At 72.4% G+C, this 17,154-nt stretch carries 13 protein-coding genes and 1 other RNA gene; 1 reads left to right on the forward strand and 13 read right to left on the reverse strand.

Features of this window, described 5'->3' with window-relative positions; all coding sequences use genetic code 11:
* Positions 1-371 precede the first annotated feature (371 nt).
* From murC to ACTB72_RS07175, 13 genes are all read right to left on the reverse strand, one after another.
* On the reverse strand, positions 372-1,811 hold the full coding sequence (murC, locus tag ACTB72_RS07115; RefSeq protein ID WP_463036282.1) for a UDP-N-acetylmuramate--L-alanine ligase: 1,440 nt from the start codon (positions 1,809-1,811) through the stop codon (positions 372-374).
* 19 nt (positions 1,812-1,830) lie between these two features.
* The gene (locus ACTB72_RS07120) at positions 1,831-2,931 is read right to left on the reverse strand and encodes a UDP-N-acetylglucosamine--N-acetylmuramyl-(pentapeptide) pyrophosphoryl-undecaprenol N-acetylglucosamine transferase (protein WP_463036283.1); all 1,101 of its coding nucleotides are present in this window, start codon (positions 2,929-2,931) and stop codon (positions 1,831-1,833) included.
* Positions 2,928-4,091: an FtsW/RodA/SpoVE family cell cycle protein gene (locus tag ACTB72_RS07125; RefSeq protein WP_463036284.1), complete on the reverse strand. Its 1,164-nt coding sequence runs from the start codon at positions 4,089-4,091 to the stop codon at positions 2,928-2,930. Before ACTB72_RS07125 ends, ACTB72_RS07120 begins: the two co-directional genes overlap by 4 nt.
* A gap of 55 nt (positions 4,092-4,146) precedes the next feature.
* Positions 4,147-5,592, reverse strand: coding sequence for a UDP-N-acetylmuramoyl-L-alanine--D-glutamate ligase (murD, locus tag ACTB72_RS07130; RefSeq protein ID WP_463036285.1), 1,446 nt, complete (start codon positions 5,590-5,592; stop codon positions 4,147-4,149).
* A gap of 123 nt (positions 5,593-5,715) precedes the next feature.
* The gene (gene mraY / locus ACTB72_RS07135; protein ID WP_463036286.1) at positions 5,716-6,804 is read right to left on the reverse strand and encodes a phospho-N-acetylmuramoyl-pentapeptide-transferase; all 1,089 of its coding nucleotides are present in this window, start codon (positions 6,802-6,804) and stop codon (positions 5,716-5,718) included.
* A gap of 17 nt (positions 6,805-6,821) precedes the next feature.
* The gene (locus ACTB72_RS07140; protein WP_463036287.1) at positions 6,822-8,288 is read right to left on the reverse strand and encodes a UDP-N-acetylmuramoylalanyl-D-glutamyl-2,6-diaminopimelate--D-alanyl-D-alanine ligase; all 1,467 of its coding nucleotides are present in this window, start codon (positions 8,286-8,288) and stop codon (positions 6,822-6,824) included.
* A complete protein-coding gene (locus tag ACTB72_RS07145) occupies positions 8,285-9,835 on the reverse strand; it encodes a UDP-N-acetylmuramoyl-L-alanyl-D-glutamate--2,6-diaminopimelate ligase (RefSeq protein WP_463036288.1) in 1,551 nt (516 codons plus the stop codon). The genes ACTB72_RS07140 and ACTB72_RS07145 overlap by 4 nt, the downstream gene beginning before the upstream one ends.
* Complete coding sequence (locus tag ACTB72_RS07150; RefSeq protein ID WP_463036289.1) at positions 9,832-11,874, reverse strand: peptidoglycan D,D-transpeptidase FtsI family protein; 2,043 nt, start codon at positions 11,872-11,874, stop codon at positions 9,832-9,834. The genes ACTB72_RS07145 and ACTB72_RS07150 overlap by 4 nt, the downstream gene beginning before the upstream one ends.
* Positions 11,875-11,890: 16 nt before the next feature.
* The gene (gene ftsL / locus ACTB72_RS07155) at positions 11,891-12,694 is read right to left on the reverse strand and encodes a cell division protein FtsL (RefSeq protein WP_463036290.1); all 804 of its coding nucleotides are present in this window, start codon (positions 12,692-12,694) and stop codon (positions 11,891-11,893) included.
* Complete coding sequence (rsmH, locus tag ACTB72_RS07160) at positions 12,694-13,767, reverse strand: 16S rRNA (cytosine(1402)-N(4))-methyltransferase RsmH (RefSeq protein WP_463036291.1); 1,074 nt, start codon at positions 13,765-13,767, stop codon at positions 12,694-12,696. The genes ftsL and rsmH overlap by 1 nt, the downstream gene beginning before the upstream one ends.
* Complete coding sequence (locus tag ACTB72_RS07165; protein WP_463036292.1) at positions 13,764-14,252, reverse strand: division/cell wall cluster transcriptional repressor MraZ; 489 nt, start codon at positions 14,250-14,252, stop codon at positions 13,764-13,766. Before ACTB72_RS07165 ends, rsmH begins: the two co-directional genes overlap by 4 nt.
* Before the next feature lie 548 nt (positions 14,253-14,800).
* Positions 14,801-15,239: RNase P RNA component class A (gene rnpB, locus ACTB72_RS07170), an RNA gene on the reverse strand.
* Positions 15,240-15,264: 25 nt separating this feature from the next.
* Entirely contained in the window at positions 15,265-16,188 is a 924-nt protein-coding gene (locus ACTB72_RS07175) for an N-acetylmuramoyl-L-alanine amidase (protein WP_463036293.1), read from the reverse strand.
* A 48-nt stretch (positions 16,189-16,236) separates the two neighbouring features.
* Here ACTB72_RS07175 and ACTB72_RS07180 point away from each other — a divergent pair, with 48 nt between their 5' ends.
* The gene (locus tag ACTB72_RS07180) at positions 16,237-16,860 is read left to right on the forward strand and encodes a hypothetical protein (RefSeq protein ID WP_463036294.1); all 624 of its coding nucleotides are present in this window, start codon (positions 16,237-16,239) and stop codon (positions 16,858-16,860) included.
* Positions 16,861-17,154 lie beyond the last annotated feature (294 nt).

Genomic DNA, 17,154 nt, shown 5'->3' on the forward strand with positions numbered 1-17,154 from the left:
GGGGCCAGGGTGATGCGCGGCCGGGGCGACCCCGCGCGACGCTTCGGCAATCTTGTGGACCCATGCCGGAACAGGACGACGCCGGCGCATCCAACGAGGGGCGTCGACGCAACCCCGACGCTTGTGGAACCATTTTCAACCCTCCCCCTGCCTGCGCTTGAGGCGGGAGCCGGGCATCAGGGGCCGATCTCGCACGGCATCGCAGCAAGACGGAAACGCAATGGTCGCATTCTGGAAGCGGGCGACAGCTTGGCGCGAGCCATTCCGCCCGGCGGAATCGTCATGCCCCCAATCGCAACGGGGCGCGGCTTGCGCCACGCCCCGCTGAAATCCGACCCTTCGCGCTCGGCGCGCTCGCGCGCGCCCCGGCCTCACTCGGCGGCGAGACGCCCCTCCAGCGCCGCGGGCAGCGCGCGGGCCCACTGGCTGATCGAACCCGCCCCGAGGCAGACCACGATGTCCCCGGGCTTCGCCCGCGCCGCCACGTATTCGGGCAGCGCCTCCGGCCCCGCCAGCGCCACCGCGTCGCGATGACCGTGGCGGATGAGGCCTGCGACCAGCGCGTCGCGGTCGGCGCCCTCGACCGGCGCCTCGCCGGCCGCGTAGACCTCCGAGATCGCCACCATGTCGGCGTCGTTGAAGCACTTGCAGAAGTCTTCGAACAGCGAGGCCAGCCGCGAATAGCGGTGCGGCTGGTGGATGGCGATCACCCGGCCGCCCGGGCCCACCGCCTGTCGGGCGGCGCGCAGAACCGCCGAGATCTCGACCGGATGGTGCCCGTAATCGTCGATGATCGGGGCGCCGTTCCACTCGCCGACCCGGGTGAAGCGGCGGTTGACGCCCCCGAATTTCGACAATGCCGCGCGGATCGCGTCATCGGGCAGGCCGAGCTCCAGCGCCACCGCGATGGCGGCGAGCGCGTTCTGCACGTTGTGATCGCCCGGCATCGGCAGGGACAGGCCCTCGATCCGCCGCTCGCCCCGCATCAGCCCGTCGCGCAGACGGGCGATGACGTCGAACCTGGACACCGGGCCCTCGTGGCGGAGGTTCACCGCGACCACATCGGCCTGAAGCGAAAATCCGTAGGTGATGACCCGGCGGTCGTCGACGCGCCCCACCAGCGACTGCACCTCCGGATGGTCGATGCAGCAGATCGCGGCGCCGTAGAACGGGATGTTGGAAACGAACGCATCGAAGGCCCGGCGCACGCCGTCGAAGTCGCCGTAATGGTCGAGATGCTCGGGGTCGATGTTGGTCACGATGGCGAGCGTGGCCGGCAGGCGCACGAAGGTGCCGTCGCTCTCGTCCGCCTCGACCACCATCCACTCGCCGGTCCCGAGCCGGGCGTTGGAGCCGTAGGCGTGGATGATGCCGCCGTTGATCACGGTGGGGTCGATCCCGCCCGCGTCCAGCAGCGCCGCGACCATCGACGTGGTGGTGGTTTTCCCGTGCGTGCCGGCCACCGCGACGTTCATGCGCAGGCGCATCAGCTCGGCCAGCATCTCGGCCCGGCGCACCACCGGCAGGCCGACGGCGCGGGCGGCGTCGAGCTCGGCGTTGCCCTTCTTGATCGCGGACGAGATCACCACGACCTTGGCGCGCCCGATGTTCTCGGCGACCTGGCCGATGAAGACCCGGGCGCCCAGCGTGCGCAGCCGCTCCAGAATATCGGAATCCCGTTGGTCGGAGCCCTGAACGTCATAGCCGAGGTTCAGCATCACCTCGGCGATGCCCGACATGCCGATGCCGCCCATGCCCACGAAATGGATCGGGCCGATGTCCTGCGGCAGGCGGGTGGCGGCGGCGTTCATGGGATGTCTCCGGGTCAGGTCAGGCGGGCTCGCCGCGGGCCACGCGCTCGGTCAGGTCGGCCAGCCGCTCGGCGGCGTCGGGGCGGCCAAGGGCGCGGGCGGCCCGGGCCATGGTCTCGGCGCGGGCCGGGTCGGCGAGGACGGCGGCGATGTGCGCTGAAAGCGACGCCCCCGTCAAGGCGGCCTCGGGGGCGGAGATCGCGGCGCCGGCCGCGGCGAGCGGCGCCGCGTTGGCGGTCTGATGGTCATCCATGGCCGAAGGATAGGGCACGAGGATCGAGGGTCGCCCGATCGCCGTCAGCTCCGCCACGGTCGAGGCGCCGGCACGGCTGACCACAAGCTGCGCGGTCGCGATGCGGGCGGGCATGTCGGCGAAGAACGGCGCGACCTCGGCCTTGATCCCCATCCCGGCGTAGCGGGCGGAGAGCGCCTCGGTCTCTTCGGGCCGGGACTGCTGGGTGAGGATCAGGCGGGCGCGCAGGGCCTCGGGGAGGGCGGCGAGCGCCTCGGGGAGGAGCCGCGAAAAGACGCTCGCGCCCTGGGAGCCGCCGAAGACCAGCAGGTTCAGCGGGCCGTCCGCGGGGGGCGCATAGGGGATCGAAGCGGCCTCGCGCGCCGCATCGCGGATCGGGTTGCCGACATGGAGCGGCGAGGCGCCCTCCGGCGGATTGGTCAGCGGCCAGGTCCCGCAGGCGAGCGCTTTCACCCGCGGCCCGAAGGCGCGGTTGACCCGCCCCAGCACGCCGTTCTGTTCATGGATCAGCGCAGGGATGCGGGCGACGGAAGCCGCGCCGAGCGCCGGGATCGAGGGATAGCCGCCGAACCCCGCCACGGCGGACGGGCGGTCGCGCCGGAACCAGCGCAGCGTCTCCCACAACCCCAGGCCGATCAGGAAGGGCGCCGCGAGCTTCGCCGCCGGCCCGCCGCGGGCGAAAGTGGCGGAGCGCACCGGCTTCACCGTCACCGCATCGGGAAATCCGCCGGCATAGCGCGCGCCGCGGTCGTCGGTGGTCAGCGTCACCCGCCAGCCGCGGCGCAGCATCTCCTGCGCCAGCGCCTGGGCAGGGAACATGTGACCTCCGGTGCCCCCCGCGGCGATGACCAGATGCGGGGCCGTCATGCCCGCCCGACCAGCGCGTCGATCGCATGGCGCTGCGGGCGCTTGCGGGTCATCGCCAGCAGCAGCCCCATACCGACCCCCGCCGCGATCAGCGACGAGCCGCCGTAGGAGATGAAGGGCAGCGTCATGCCCTTGGCGGGCAGCAGCCGGATCGCCACGCCGAGATTCACGAAAGCCTGCATGCCGACCAGCACCGCCATGCCGGCGCCGGCGAGCCGGACGAAGGCGTCGCGCTCTTCCTGCAGGCGATGGAGCGCGCGCAGCGTGATGAACAGGAACAGCCCGATCACGATCAGGCAGGCGATCAGCCCGTATTCCTCGGCCGCCACCGCGATGATGAAGTCGGTATGCGCGTCGGGGAGCGTGTTCTTGACCGAACCCTCGCCAACCCCGACGCCGAAGATCCCGCCCTCCTGGATGGCGTTGGTGGCGTAGCCGATCTGGGTGCGGGGATCGACCTCGGCGGCCAGAAAGCCGTCGATGCGCCGCGCGAAGTGCTCGGAATTCTCGTAGGCGAAGGAGCCGACGGCGACCGCCGCCCCCCCCAGCCCGGCCAGCAGCGGCAGCGACGCGCCGGCGACGAAATACATCCCCCCCCACACCGCCATCACCAGCGCCGCCTGCCCGAAATCGGGCTGCAGCGCCAGCACCCCGGTGCAGGTCGCGGCCAGCAGGAACGACAGGAGCTTGCCCGGAGGGCCGTGCCGCTCGAACGTGCCGGCCATGATCCAGGCGGCGGCGCCCACGAAGGCGGGCTTGAGGAACTCGGAGGGCTGGACCGACATGCCCCCCAGAGAGATCCAGCGGATCGCGCCCTTGCCGAAATCCGTGCCGATCAGCGGCAGCGCCAGGATGGTGAGGAACGACGCGCAGAACCCCATGACCGCGAGCCTTCGCACGGTGCGCGGGTCCTGCATCGAGATCGCCACCATCACCGCCATCGCCACCAGGGCGAAACCGGCCTGGCGCACCACGAAATAGAAGGTGGGCAGGCCCAGCTTCTCGGCCAGCGGCGCGGAGGCCGCCATGCCGACCACCAGCCCGATGCCGATCAGCGCCAGCACCGCCCCGACCGTCCAGCGGTCGACCGTGCGCCACCAGCGGGTCAGGATCGGGTCCGAGGGGCGGGCCGGGGCCGCGCCGAACACCATCTCGGTCATGGGGTCGTCTCCTCTTGTGCTTGCGGGTCTTGGGCGTCGGGGTCGGGGCGAAGGGTCAGGACGGGTCGGCTACGGGCTCGGGCGCTTCGGGCAGGCCGGCGGCGCGGCGGGCGAGCACCCGAAAGGCGTCGCCGCGGGCCTCGAAATTGGCGAACTGGTCGAAGCTGGCGCAGGCCGGCGACAGCAGCACCGTCTCGCCGGAGGCGGCGTTGGCGAAGGCGCGCTCCACCGCCTCGTTCAGGTCGCCGCAGAATTCGTGGGGGACCTCGCCCAGCGTCTCGGCGAAGGCGTCGGCGGCCTGGCCGATCAGATAGGCGCAGGCGATCTTGCCGAACAGCGGACGCAGGGGCTCGATGCCCCCCGCCTTGGGCACGCCGCCCGCGATCCAGCGGATCCGGTCATAGGAGAGCAGCGCTTTCTCGGCGGCGTCGGCGTTGGTGGCCTTCGAGTCGTTCACGAAAACCACGCCGTCCTTCTCCGCCACCTGCTCCATCCGGTGCGGCAGGCCGGGGAAGGTGCGCATCCCGGCCTCGATCTGGCGGGGCGCGAGGCCGATGGACCGGCAGGCGGCGAAGGCGGCGCAGGCGTTCTGGTGATTGTGCTCGCCCTGCAGGGTTTGCATCTCGCGCAGATCGAGCGAGGCGGTCTGCCGGCCCCCGCGGCGTTCGGCCAGGAAGCCTTTGCGGGCGACCACGGCCTGCCCCTCGTCGGGCAGCTTGCGGCTGGCGGAGATGCCGATGACCGGGGTTTCGCCTTCCATGCCCCTGCCCCGCAGACGGTCGGCGAGGTAGCGGCCTTCGGGCTCGTCGAGGCCGATCACCGCGCGCTCGGGGGCGCCGATCTCGAAGAGCCGCGCCTTGGCGGCGAAGTATCCGCCGCGCCCCGCGTGCCGGTCGAGATGGTCGTCCGAAAGGTTGAGGAACACCGCCACGTCGGGGGCGAGCGAGCGGGCGAGCTCGAGCTGGTAGGACGACAGCTCCAGCACCAGCACTTCGCCGTCATGGAAGGGCTCGAGCCCCAGCACGCCCTTGCCGATATTGCCGCCCACCTGCGCCGGCACGCCGGCCTCGGTCAGGATATGGCCGATCAGGGCGGTGGTGGTCGATTTGCCGTTGGAGCCGGTGACGCAGATCACCCGGGGGGGTGTGTCGAAATCCTCTTCGTCGAGGCCCGCGAGCACCCGGAAGAGGAGCCCCACGTCGTTATCCACCGGCACGCCGCGAGCCCAGGCCTGCTCGATCGCGGCATGGGGGGCGGGGTAGAGCGCGGGGATGCCGGGCGAGACGCAGAGCATCGCCAGATCCCCCTCCCAGGCCCGGTCGCGGGTCAGGTCGGCGACCTCGAACAGCTGCGCGGCGGCGGCGGCGCACGCCGCCTCATCGTCGTCCCAGCAGATCGGGCGGGCGCCGCCGGCGGCGAGCGCATGGGCGGCGGCGAGGCCGGAGCGGCCGAGGCCGAGCACGCCGACGGCGCGGCCCTCATATCCGGGGACGGGGATCATGCGATGTCCTTTGCGGCGCGAAGCGCACGGGCGGCGCAGGGAGAGCCCCCGCGCCGGCCCTTCCCCGCAGACGGGGATGGGTGGCGGCCGCGCGGGCGCGAGGCGCTCAGGCGGCTCATCACGTCAGCGCACCTTCAGGGTGGCGAGGCCGATCAGCGCCAGGATCACCGAGATGATCCAGAAGCGGATCACGATGGTCGGCTCCTGCCAGCCCAGCTTTTCGAAATGATGGTGGATCGGGGCCATCAGGAACACCCGCCGCTTGGTCATCTTGTAGTAACCGACCTGGATGATGACCGACAGCGCCTCGACCACGAAGAGCCCGCCGATGATGGCCAGCACGATCTCATGCTTGGTGACCACCGCGATGGCGCCGAGCGCGCCGCCGAGCGCGAGCGACCCGGTGTCGCCCATGAACACCATGGCGGGGGGGGCGTTGTACCAGAGGAACCCCAGCCCCGCGCCGATCAGGGCGGCGGCGAAGATCACGATCTCTCCCGCGCCCTCCACATAATGCAGGCCCAGATACTCGGTGAAGTCGGTGCGCCCGACCACATAGGCGATGATCCCCAGCGCCCCGCCCGCGATCATCACCGGCATGATCGCCAGCCCGTCGAGCCCGTCGGTCAGGTTCACGGCGTTGGCCGAGCCCACGATCACGATCATCGCGAAGGGCAGGAACAGGAAGCCCATGTCCCACATCAGGTCCTTGTAGATCGGGAAGGCGATCTGCCCGGTCAGGTCGGCGGGCTGCAGATACATCGTCGCCCCCGCCGCGATCAGCGAGATGGCGAAGCCCGCGCCCAGCCGGATCCGCCCCGGCACGCCGCGCACGTCGAACTTGGAGACCTTGAGATAGTCGTCGGCGAAGCCGATGGCCCCGAAGCCCGCGGTCACTCCCATCACGATCCACACGTAGCCGAGGTCGAGCCGGCTCCACATGATGGTCGAGAGCAGCAGCGAGAACAGGATCAGCACGCCGCCCATGGTCGGCGTGCCGGCCTTGGTCAGCAGATGCCCCTCCGGCCCGTCCTTGCGGATCGGCTGGCCCTTCTTCTGCATGCGGCGCAGCGCGTTGATGATCGGCGTGCCGAACACGAAGCCGAAGATCAGCGCGGTCAGAAACGCGCCGCCCGCCCGAAAGGTCAGGTAGCGGAAGAGGTTGTAGACGTCCCCCCCCTCCGACAGCGGCGTGAGCAGATGATAGAGCATGTGACCCGTCGTCCTTCCTAGTCCGCGTCGCCGTCGGGGTCGCCCACGGCGCGCTCGGGGGCGGCGCGGCCGAGCGCCTTGAGCGCCTCGACCACCCGCACCATGCGCGCGCCGAGCGAGCCCTTGGCCATCACCACGTCGCCCGCATCGGCCAGGCGTCGAACCTGGGCGGCGAGCTTGGTCGAATCCGTCGCCCAGACCCCGCGCCTGGCGATCGGCAGGGCCGCGTGCATGGCCTTCATCAGCGGCCCGCAGCAATGCACCGTGTCGATTTTCGCGATCGCGGGATGGGCGGCGAGGCCGGCATGCAGCGCCTCCGCCTCCGGCCCCATTTCCAGCATGTCGCCGAGCATGGCGATGCGGCGAAAATTCTCGACCCGGCCGAAGCCGACATCGCCCTGGGCGCAGGCCAGCACATCGAGCGCCGCGCCGACCGAGGTCGGGTTGGCGTTGTAGCTTTCGTCGATCAGGTGGATGGCGCCGTCGAGCCCAGTGACGTCGAGCGAGATGCGCCAGCGCGAGCCCCGACCCTCGGGCGCGGTCCAGGTCCCCAGCGCCACCGCGGCGAGGGCGGGGTCGGCGCCGACCGCCTCCACCGCCAGCAGCACGGCGAGCGCGTTGATCGCGAAATGCCGTCCCGGCGCACCCACCTTGATCAGCGCCTCGCGCCCGTGCAGATGGGCCGACACCGTGGTCCCGTTCGCGCCCAGCGCCAGGCCGGTCATGCGAGCCTGGCAGCGCGGGGCCTCGCCGAAGCGCAGGATCCGGGCGCCGAAGCGGCGGGCGCGGCGGGCGAGCCGCTCGTAATGGGGGTTGTCGCGGTAGAGGATCGCGGCGCCGCCCGGCTCCAGCCCCTCGAAGATCTCGGCCTTGGCGAAGGCGATCTCGGCCTCGTCGCGGAAATGCGCGAGGTGGACGGGGGCGACCGTGGTGACGATGGCCGCGTGGGGACGGGCGAGCTTGGTCAGCGGCCGGATCTCGCCGGGATGGTTCATGCCGATCTCGATCACCGCATAGCGGGTCGCTTCGGGCATCCGGGCGAGGGTCAGGGGCACGCCCCAGTGGTTGTTGTAGCTCTTTTCAGCCGCATGCACCGCGCCCTGCGCGGCGAGGGCGGCGCGCAGCATCTCCTTGGTGGAGGTCTTGCCGACCGAGCCGGTGACCGCGATCACCTTCGCCTGCGTGCGCGCCCGGGCGGCGGCGCCGAGCGCCTCCAGCCCCTTCAGCGTGTCGTCGACCACCAGCAGGGGGGCGTCGGGGGCGAGCCCCTCGGGGATGCGCGACACCATCGCAGCGGCGGCGCCGGCGGCCAGCGCCGCGGCGACGAAGTCATGCCCGTCGCGCGCGTCCGCCAGCGCCACGAAAAGATCGCCGGGCGCCACGGCCCGGCTGTCGATGGAAACCCCGGACGCCTCGAAGGCCCGGGTCGCGCGGCCGCCGGTGGCGGCGGCGGCGGCGTCGCTGGTCCATAGGGGCGTGGTCATGCGCCCAACCCTCCCTGTCCGTCGTTCCCCGTCGGGCCGTCTAGCGCCGCAACCGCGGCCCGGGCCTGATCGGCATCGTCGAAGGGATGGGTGACCCCCGCGACGGTCTGGCCGGTTTCATGCCCCTTTCCGGCGATCAGAAGGCGGTCGGAAGACCCCAGCATGTCAACCCCGGCGAGAATCGCCTCGGCGCGATCGCCGATCTCGATCGGGGCGGAATCGGCGCCCGTCATGCCGGCGAGGACGGCGGCGCGGATGGAGGCGGGATCCTCGGAGCGGGGATTGTCGTCGGTCACGATGGCGATGTCGGCGGCGCGGGCCGCGGCGCCCATCAGCGGGCGCTTGCCGGGGTCGCGGTCGCCGCCCGCCCCGAAGGCGACGATCAGGCGGCCGGGGGTGTGGAGACGCAGCGCGGCGATGGCGGTCTCGAGGCTGGCGGCGGTATGGGAATAGTCGACATAGATGCGGGCGCCGTTGGCCCGGGTCGCCACATGCTCCATCCGGCCCCGCACGGCGCGCAGGCGTGGGAGTGCGGCGAAGACCGAAGCAGGGTCCTCTCCGCAGCCGATGGCGAGCGCGGCGGCCATCAGCGCGTTCTCGCCCTGGAACCCCCCGACGGCGTGGAGGGAGGCGGAGAACCGCGCCCCCTCCCACGCGAAATCCAGGTCCTGCCCGGTCTCGTGATAGTCGGCGGCGACGAGGCGCAGCTCGGCGGCGGCGCCGCGCCCCACGCCGATCACGCGCAGGCCGCGGGAACGGGCGAGGGCGGCGGCCTCCGGAAACGCCGGGTCGTCGGCGTTGATCGCGGCGACGGCGCCCGGCGGCGCGACCCGTCCGAAGAGGGCCAGCTTCGCGGCGACGTAATCGGCGTGGTCGCGGTGATAATCCATGTGGTCGCGGGTGATGTTCGTCAGCCCGACTGCGGCCAGACGCACTCCGTCGGCGCGGTATTGGGCGAGGCCGTGAGACGACGCCTCCATCGCCGCATGGGTCACGCCGGCTTCCGCCAGCTCGGCCAGCAGCGCGTGCAGCGCGATGGGATCGGGGGTGGTGAGGCCGCCCGGACGCTCCACCGCACCCTCCACCCCCACCGTCCCGAAGGCGGCGGCGCGATGGCCGAGCGCCCCCCAGATCTGGCGCAGGAACGAGGCGACCGAGGTCTTGCCATTGGTCCCGGTCACCGCCGCCATCACCTGCGGCTGCGCGCCGAAGAAGGCGGCGGCGGCATGGGCGAGGGCGAGACGCGGCTCGGGCACGATCACAAGGGGGAGAGGGAGGGGGAGAGCCTCGGGGCCGCCCACGAGCCCGCGGATGGTCTCGGCCCCCGCCTCCGAACACACCACGGCCAGCGCCTGCTGGCGCAGCGCGAAGGGGGCGAATTCGGCGCCGTCCATCACACCTTTGAGCGCGAAGAACACGAAGCCCGCCCGCACCTGCCGGCTGTCGGCGGTCAGCCCTGTCACGGCCGCGTCGGGCGCGAGCCCCGCGCGCGCAAGCGCCTCGGACGAAAGGCCGAGGCCCGCCAGGGTCGCGCCGGACCCGGTCACTTGCTGGCGACGATGCCGACGTCGCCCTCCTCCGCCATCTCGTCCTCGTGCAGGGGACGCATGCCAAGGATCGGGGCGATGCGGGTCACCGCCTCCTTCACCGACGGCGCCGCGGTCCAGCCGGCGGGGCGGCGCGGGCCCCATTTGGTCTGGGCGGTGGCCTCGTCATAGGTCACCACGATCACATAACGCGGATCCTGCATCGGGAAGGCGCCGGCGAAGGTCGCCACGACCCGGTTGGCGGCGTAGCCCCCGCCCGACGCCTTTTCGGCCGTGCCGGTCTTGCCGCCGATGAAATAGCCCGGCACGTCGGCGTTGCGCCCGGTGCCGTCGGTGACCACGCCGCGCAGCATGTCGCGCAGGTCGGCCGAGGTCTTGGCCGACACCACCCGGTCGGCCTCGGTCGGCGGGATCGCGCCGGCGAGCAACGTCGGCTCCACCTTCAGCCCGCCATTGATCAGCGAGGCGTAGGCCGACGCCAGATGCAGCGGCGAGGCGGCGAGCCCGTGGCCGTAGGAGATGGTGATCACCGAGATCTCGGACCAGTTCGTCGGGTAGAGCGGCGCGGCGCGCCCCGCCTCCGACAGCTCGACCGGCAGCACGTCGAGCAGGCCGAGCTTGCCCAGCATCGCCTTCTGCCGCTTGGCCCCGCCGATCAGCGCCATGCGCGCGGTGCCGGTGTTGGAGCTCTGCACCATCACCTCGCGGAACGTCATCCGGGCCGGCATGCGGTGGCTGTCGGAGATGGCGAAGCGGTTCCAGTACATCGGCCCGGTGGTGTCGACCATGGTCTGCGGCGTGGCGAGCCCCGCGTCGATCATCATCGCCGCGGTGAAGATCTTGAAGGTCGAGCCGAGCTCGTAGAGCCCCTGCGCCGCCCGGTTGAAGGTGGGGAAATCCGCCGCCTTCACGTTGCCGAAGGGAATCGGGCGGTCGTTGGGGTCGAAATCGGGCAGCGAGACCAGCGCCACCACCTCGCCGGTGCGCGCGTCGAGCAGCACGCCCGCCGCGCCCTTGGCGGTGTAACGCTCCATCCCCTCGCGCAGCACGTCGGCGAGCGCGCGCTGCACGCGGATGTCGATGGAAAGCCGCAGGGCCGCGCCGGCGCGGGCCGGGTCGCGAAGCTCGGCGTCGAGCTTGGCCTCGATGCCGCCCACGCCCACGATCTCGGCCGCGCGCACGTCCTCGCGCCCGAAGGAGGCGCCGCCGAGCACATGGGCCGCGAGCCGCCCGCCCGGATAGACCCGCACTTCGCGCCGGCCGAACTGCAGGCCGGGGTCGCCGATGTCATGGACGCGGATGCGCTCGGCCGGCGTGATCGACTTCTTGATCCACAGGAAGCGGCGGCCGTCCTTGAACCGGGTTTTCAGCTCGTCGGCGTTGAGGTCGGGGAAGACGGTCGCCAGCTTCTCGGCGGCGTTGTCGGGGTCCACCATCTCCTGCGGATGGGCGAACAGCGACCAGACCGGCAGGTTGACGGCCAGCAGCTCTCCGTTGCGGTCGGTGATCTCGGCGCGCATGGCGCTGACCGTCTCGGCGGAGCCGGAAAAGCGCGGCTCCTCGGGTTCGGAGGCCGCGATCAACCCCATGCGCCCGGCGACCGAGGCATAGGCGAGCACGAAGGCGAAGCTGAGCAGCTTGAGCCGCCAGCGCGAGCGCGAGCGCGCCTCCGCCTCGGTCTTGCGGCGGGTCTCGATCCGGCGGCGGGCGGCGGCCTCGTTGGGGTCGATGCCGCTCTGACGCGCCGCGATCAGGTCGGCGAGGCGGGCGCCCTCGGGCCCGGGGCCTGGTCCGGCGTCGTCGGACTCGGCATGGCCGGCGGGCAGCGCCGCGCCGGCGGCGCGCGGCGCGTGATCGTCGGAGGGTGGCGCGTAGACCTCGCCGGGGGCCTCGTCGACCGGGTCGGGCTCGTAGCCGCGTCCTGATCCGCGCTCGGGCCGACGCTCCGGCTGCCAGGCGGGACCGGGCAGAAACGCCGGCGCCGCCGGGGCGGCGGCGGGGTCGGCGTCTTTGAAATCGTCCTCGGGGAAGCGGGTCATGACGGCGCCTCCATGCTCAGCGGCCGGCCGGGCGGGGCGGCGGCATCCACCCCTGCGCCTGCATCACCAGGCTCTGAATCATGTCGGCTTCGCTCATCGCCGCGGGCGTGGAGGCGGGCGTGGACGCGAGGCCGGCCTCCAGCGAGGCGAGCTGCACTTCCGGCTCCGAGGTCTGGGCGGGGATGGTGTCGGCGAGGCCGCCGCCGATGCCTTGCCCGATGTCGCCGGCGGGCCGCTCGAGCCCCGCGATCAGCGCGCCGCCGTCGGCGTCGAGCTCGGGCGCTTCGGGGGGCGCGCCGAAGGCCGGCGCGGTCGAGGGGCTGGTGGCGAGCGGATCCATCGGCCCGGCAGGCGCGAGGTCGCCGTCCTTGTCGGCGGCCAGCGCGTCGGCGTCGGGGGCCTGGGCGGGGGCGGCGGGGCCGCGCATGTCCACCGCCGTCTCCGCGTCGCGCTGCAGACCGCCGGCCTGGGCGAAGACCAGGGCGTTGGGGGCCATCGGGGCGTTCGGGACCGGGCCGGGGGCGTGCGGGGGCGGCGGCTGGAAGGCGACGGAAGTCGCCGTGCCGAAATCATCGGGGGTCATCGGGGCCAGCGCGAGCGCGTCCCCGTTCAGCGCCGCCAGTCGCTCCAGCCGCTCGGGCCGGTTCAGCCAGGCCCATTCGGCGCGCAGCACCGAGATCGATTCGCGTTCGCGCGCGATGCGGCCATGCAGACGCTCCACGTCCTCCAGCAGCATCCGCGTGTCGTTGATCACCTGATAGGCCCAGATCGCGACGAAGCAGACCAGACCCAGGGCGGCGACGTAAAGGACGGAACGCATCACGCGTCTCCTTGCGAAAGGGCTGCGGCCACGGCGAGCCCCGGCAGGCCGAGGCCCCGGGGATCGAGCGCCATGGCCGGCGCATGGGTCCGACGCCCGGCGCGCAGACGCGCGGAGCGGGCGCGGGGATTGGCGGCGAGCTCGGCCTCGCCCGCCGAGGCCGGCTTGCGCAGCACCGGCTCGAAGCGCGCGGGCTCGCCGGCCTCGACGGGCGCGTGGCGCGAACCCGCGGGGGCGCGGCCGGCGCGGGCGGCGAAATAGCGCTTCACGATCCGGTCCTCGAGCGAGTGGAACGTCACCACCGCGAGCACGCCGCCCGGCGCCAGCGCCCGTTCGGCGGCGGCGAGCGCGCGGGCCAGCTCCCCCAGCTCATCGTTCACCGCGATGCGCAGCGCCTGAAAACTGCGGGTGGCGGGATGCGGCATGCCGGGGCGGCCGCGGGGAAGGACGCTTGAGATGATCGCCGCCAGCCGCCCGGTGGTGGCGATGGGGTCCTGGGCGCGCGCCTCGACCACCGCCTGGGCGATGCGGCGGGAGGCACGCTCTTCGCCATACTGGAAGAGGATGTCGGCCAGCGCCGCTTCGGGCAGGCGGTTGACCAGATCGGCGGCGGAGGGCCCGTCCTGCTCCATCCGCATGTCGAGCGGACCGTCGCGCAGGAAGGAGAACCCCCGCTCGGCCTCGTCGAGCTGCATGGAGGAAACGCCGATATCGAGCGCCACGCCCATCAGCCCGCCGGGCACGGGACCGGCGCCGGCCTCGGCGGCGATGACGTCGAGCGCGCCGAAGCGGCCCTCGGCGAGCGTCAGCCGGTCGCCGTAGTCGCCCGCCCAGGTCGCGGCGCGCGAAAGCGCCGCCGGGTCGCGGTCCACCGCGATGACCCGGCCCGCGCCCGCGGCCAGCAGCGCGCGGGTGTAGCCGCCGTCGCCCAGCGTGCCGTCGAGGATCGCGCCGGGCCAGGGCGCGGTCGCGTCTTCGGGGGCGAGCGCGGCCAGAACCTCGGCCATCAGCACCGGGATATGGCCTTCGCCGGGAACGGAATGGGGCGCGGAATGCAGATCGGAGGCGGTCACTGCATCGCCCCCCCGCCGATCGGCCAGGGCATCGCGGCCAGCGGCGCGTCGTCGTCGTCGTCGTCGTCGTCGATCATCGGGGCGACGTGGAGGTCGTAGTCGGCGCGGCTCCACAGCTGGAAGCTGTCGCCCATGCCGACGAAAGCCGCCTCGGGCTCCAGCGCGTAAGCCGCGCGCAGTTCGGCGCCGATGACGATGCGGCCGTTGTCGTCGGCCTGAAGCAGGACGGCGCGGCTCATCAGACGGTATTCGAGCTTGCGGCGGTTGGGATCGGCGATGTGCATGGAGCGGATCGCGGCGGCCATCTCGTTGTAGGTGTCGGGGGCGTAGCCCTCGATGCAACGGCGGTCGCGGAAGCCGGGGATCAGATAGAAATGGCCGTCGGCGCCGCGCTCATCCAACGCCTTGCGCCATGGCGCAGGGAGGGAGACACGACCCTTCGCATCCACCTTGTTGAAGAAACTCGATGTGAACTGCCGCCACATCGGCCGCCAACCCCCCCTTGATTTCGACGTGCTTCAAATGCAAAAGCGGGCTGCGCGTTGCCTTGCCGCGCAGCCCGCCCTTTTGTCCCTCGGATCTTTCTCTACCGCGCCAGCGCCTTGAGGCGCTTGTTCTGCAGCAGAGCAGACTTTTTCTCCGAGTTATGGAGGGCCTGCATGAAACCTGCTCGTTTTTGCTTGGGCCATTGTCTCCGCCTGTTGGAGATTTTCTAGCATGGGAAATCGTGGCGCTCAATGGATAATTATGGTCCAGCGGCGTCCGGAGAGGGATTGGGTGAAAGAACCCCATATGTGGAGCATTCGAACCCAAAACCTACCAGATAAGGGGTTCGGCCCTTTTCCGGGTGTTGCGAGCGCGCCGCACTCCGCTCCGCCACGGGGGATTTCGAGGGCCCTGGACCCATGCGAAACCCGGTCCGACCATGCCGGCCCACGGGATTCCATGCGAATCCGGCCTGGGGCCGAAGTGGGCTCGATTCGCCCGTCCCAGCCCCGATTCGGCGCCTTGCGGGCGAATTAAGCAAGATTAATGCAGCGAACGGCCTGTAAGCCGGGTTCTGTCCGGGGCCTCGAGAGGCCCCTGGGCGACCATTCATCTGGAACCGGGGTCGCCCCCGGCTTCTCGCGATCCACCATGGCCGGCGGGGCGAAGGCGTCCCCTTGCGGCGGATCCCGAAGGACACCCGCGGCCGACCCAACTTGATCTTGCTCCCGGCGGGGCTTGCCGTGCCGCCCCCGTCGCCGGGGGCGCGGTGAGCTCTTACCTCACCGTTTCACCCTTGCCGTCCCATGCCGTCCCACGGAGGGACGGGGAGAACGGCGGTTTCATTTCTGTGGCGCTTTCCCTCGGCTCGGCGCGTGAACGCCTCGCCGGCCGGGCGTTGCCCGGCGCCGCGCCTCCGTGGAGCCCGGACTTTCCTCACCGAACCGGACCGAAGCCCGGGTCGGCGCGGTCGCCCGGCCGTCCGCTGCGCGCTGTCGATAGCCCGGCGGACTACTCGGTGTCGAGATCGAAGTCGGGGCCGAATTCCGGCGGCCCCCCGGCGTCGCCGGCGAAGTCCGGGGGGCCGGGGGTCGAGCCGCGGGGGGGGCGCGGCCCGCCCTCGGCGCGCGGCGGCTCGCGCAGGCCCGGCAGGACGGGGGAGCGTCGCTCCCCCGTCGCCACCGGATAGCGCTCCGCCAGCGCCGCGAGCCGGGCGGCGAGGCGCGGGGAGGCGGCGGCGCCGGTCTCGTCGGGGGCGAAGCGCATCTGCAGGGCGCGCAGCAGGTCGGGCCAGCCGGCGTCGCCTTCCGGCATCCGGTAGCCCAGCTTGATCGCATTGATGGCGATGGAGGCTTCGGGCGGCAGCATCGCGGTCATGCCCTCGGGCGTCTCGGCCTCCGACCAGATGGCATGCCCCTGAGCCGCAAGCCGGGCCCAGGGAAAACTCTCGCCGGGGTCGATCTTGCGTCCTACCGCGATGTCGGAATGGCCCAGCACCCGCGCCGCCGGGATCCCCCAGCGCAGGCGGATGGCGGCGAGCAGCTGTTCCAGCGCCGCGATCTGCGCTTCGGGGAAAGGCGGCGGGGCGCCGCCGTCATGGCCGGGATGGGAAAGCTCGATGCCGATGGAATGCGAGTTGATGTCGTCATGCGGCCCCCAGGCCGCCACCCCGGCATGCCAGGCCCGGCGCATCTCGGAGACGAGGCGGAACACCTGGCCGGTCTCGTCGATCAGGTAATGCGACGACACCTCCGCCTCGGCCGAGCACAGCCGCGCGATCGCCAGCGCGGCGGAGGCCATGGCGGTGTAGTGCAGCACGACGATGCTGGGCGCCTGCACGCCACGACGCGGCCCGTGATTGGGCGAGGGTATGTCGACGATGACGAGGTCGTCCCGGCGACGTCCCGGCTTGCCCCCTGCGCTGGTCGGACCCATGCTACGCCTTCCCTGCACTCGTGCCGATCACATCATTGGCGGAGGATCATGTCGAGCCCGCTGCAAAACCGGGTCACGCCGTTCGGCGAAATCGTGGCCGTCGCGGCGCGCGGAACCCTGATGGGCAATCGCGGCGGGCGGCTGCACGGGGCGGACCGCGCGCTCGGCCGGCGGCGTTGGGCGTCGAAGCAGTGGATCTGCTGCGCGCTCGCGTTTCGCGGCCGCCGGCGCATGGTGATGGGGGAAAGCTACACCGAGCTGTTCTTCCTCGACGAGGCCTGCGCGTTCGCCGCCGGGCATCGGCCGTGCTTCGAGTGCAGGCGGGCCGATGCGCTGGCCTTCGCCGCCGCCTGGGCCGCGGGGGCGGGGCTGGCCGAACCGCCTCGCGCCGGCGCCATGGACGCGCGCCTGCATGAGGAGCGTCTGGCTCCGCGACGGGCGGGGGATCCCGGCGCCCTGCCCGCGGGCGCGATGTTCGCGCGCGGCGGGGCGGCGTTCCTGCGGGTCCCCGAGGGCGCCCGCGCATGGAGCTGGTCGGGCTATGGCGCGGCGAGGCCGCTCGCCTCCGGCCGGGATGCCGACCCGGTCAAGGTCCTGACCCCGCCCGCCATCCTCGCCGTCCTGCGGTCGGGCTACGCGCCCCGCCAGCATCCGAGCGCGACCGAGGACTGACCCGCCGGCTCCTCGCCCGAGACGGAGGCGCGGAGCGACGCCGCCGCCGGCCGAGAATCGCCCGGGGTCGCCCCGATCGGCTCGCCGCCGCGCGAAAAGCCCCCGGCCGCGTCGGAATTCCCGCCGCGCCAGGTTCTCCGCCTGCGCGCGACGGGAAGGCACGGGGGCCTGCGCCCGCCTCAGCATGCCCGGACTTCAGCCCTTGCGCTTGCCGCCGGGCCCTTTCGGCCCGCCCGCGCCCGGTCCGCCCGGACGGGGGCCGCGCGCGCCGGGATCGGCGGGGCCCTGCCCGCC

This window comes from Albimonas sp., from assembly GCF_055129145.1.

Excerpts from the sequence above, each read along its gene's own strand:
- mraY (WP_463036286.1), bottom strand. The coding sequence starts at position 6,804 with ATGCTCTATCATCTGCTCACGCCGCTGTCGGAGGGGGGGGACGTCTAC.
- ftsL (WP_463036290.1), bottom strand. The coding sequence starts at position 12,694 with ATGCGTTCCGTCCTTTACGTCGCCGCCCTGGGTCTGGTCTGCTTCGTC.
- murC (WP_463036282.1), bottom strand. The coding sequence starts at position 1,811 with ATGAACGCCGCCGCCACCCGCCTGCCGCAGGACATCGGCCCGATCCAT.
- ACTB72_RS07150 (WP_463036289.1), bottom strand. The coding sequence starts at position 11,874 with ATGACCCGCTTCCCCGAGGACGATTTCAAAGACGCCGACCCCGCCGCC.
- ACTB72_RS07165 (WP_463036292.1), bottom strand. The coding sequence starts at position 14,252 with ATGTGGCGGCAGTTCACATCGAGTTTCTTCAACAAGGTGGATGCGAAG.
- ACTB72_RS07120 (WP_463036283.1), bottom strand. The coding sequence starts at position 2,931 with ATGACGGCCCCGCATCTGGTCATCGCCGCGGGGGGCACCGGAGGTCAC.
- ACTB72_RS07175 (WP_463036293.1), bottom strand. The coding sequence starts at position 16,188 with ATGGGTCCGACCAGCGCAGGGGGCAAGCCGGGACGTCGCCGGGACGAC.
- ACTB72_RS07125 (WP_463036284.1), bottom strand. The coding sequence starts at position 4,091 with ATGACCGAGATGGTGTTCGGCGCGGCCCCGGCCCGCCCCTCGGACCCG.
- ACTB72_RS07180 (WP_463036294.1), top strand. The coding sequence starts at position 16,237 with ATGTCGAGCCCGCTGCAAAACCGGGTCACGCCGTTCGGCGAAATCGTG.
- ACTB72_RS07140 (WP_463036287.1), bottom strand. The coding sequence starts at position 8,288 with ATGACCACGCCCCTATGGACCAGCGACGCCGCCGCCGCCGCCACCGGC.
- murD (WP_463036285.1), bottom strand. The coding sequence starts at position 5,592 with ATGATCCCCGTCCCCGGATATGAGGGCCGCGCCGTCGGCGTGCTCGGC.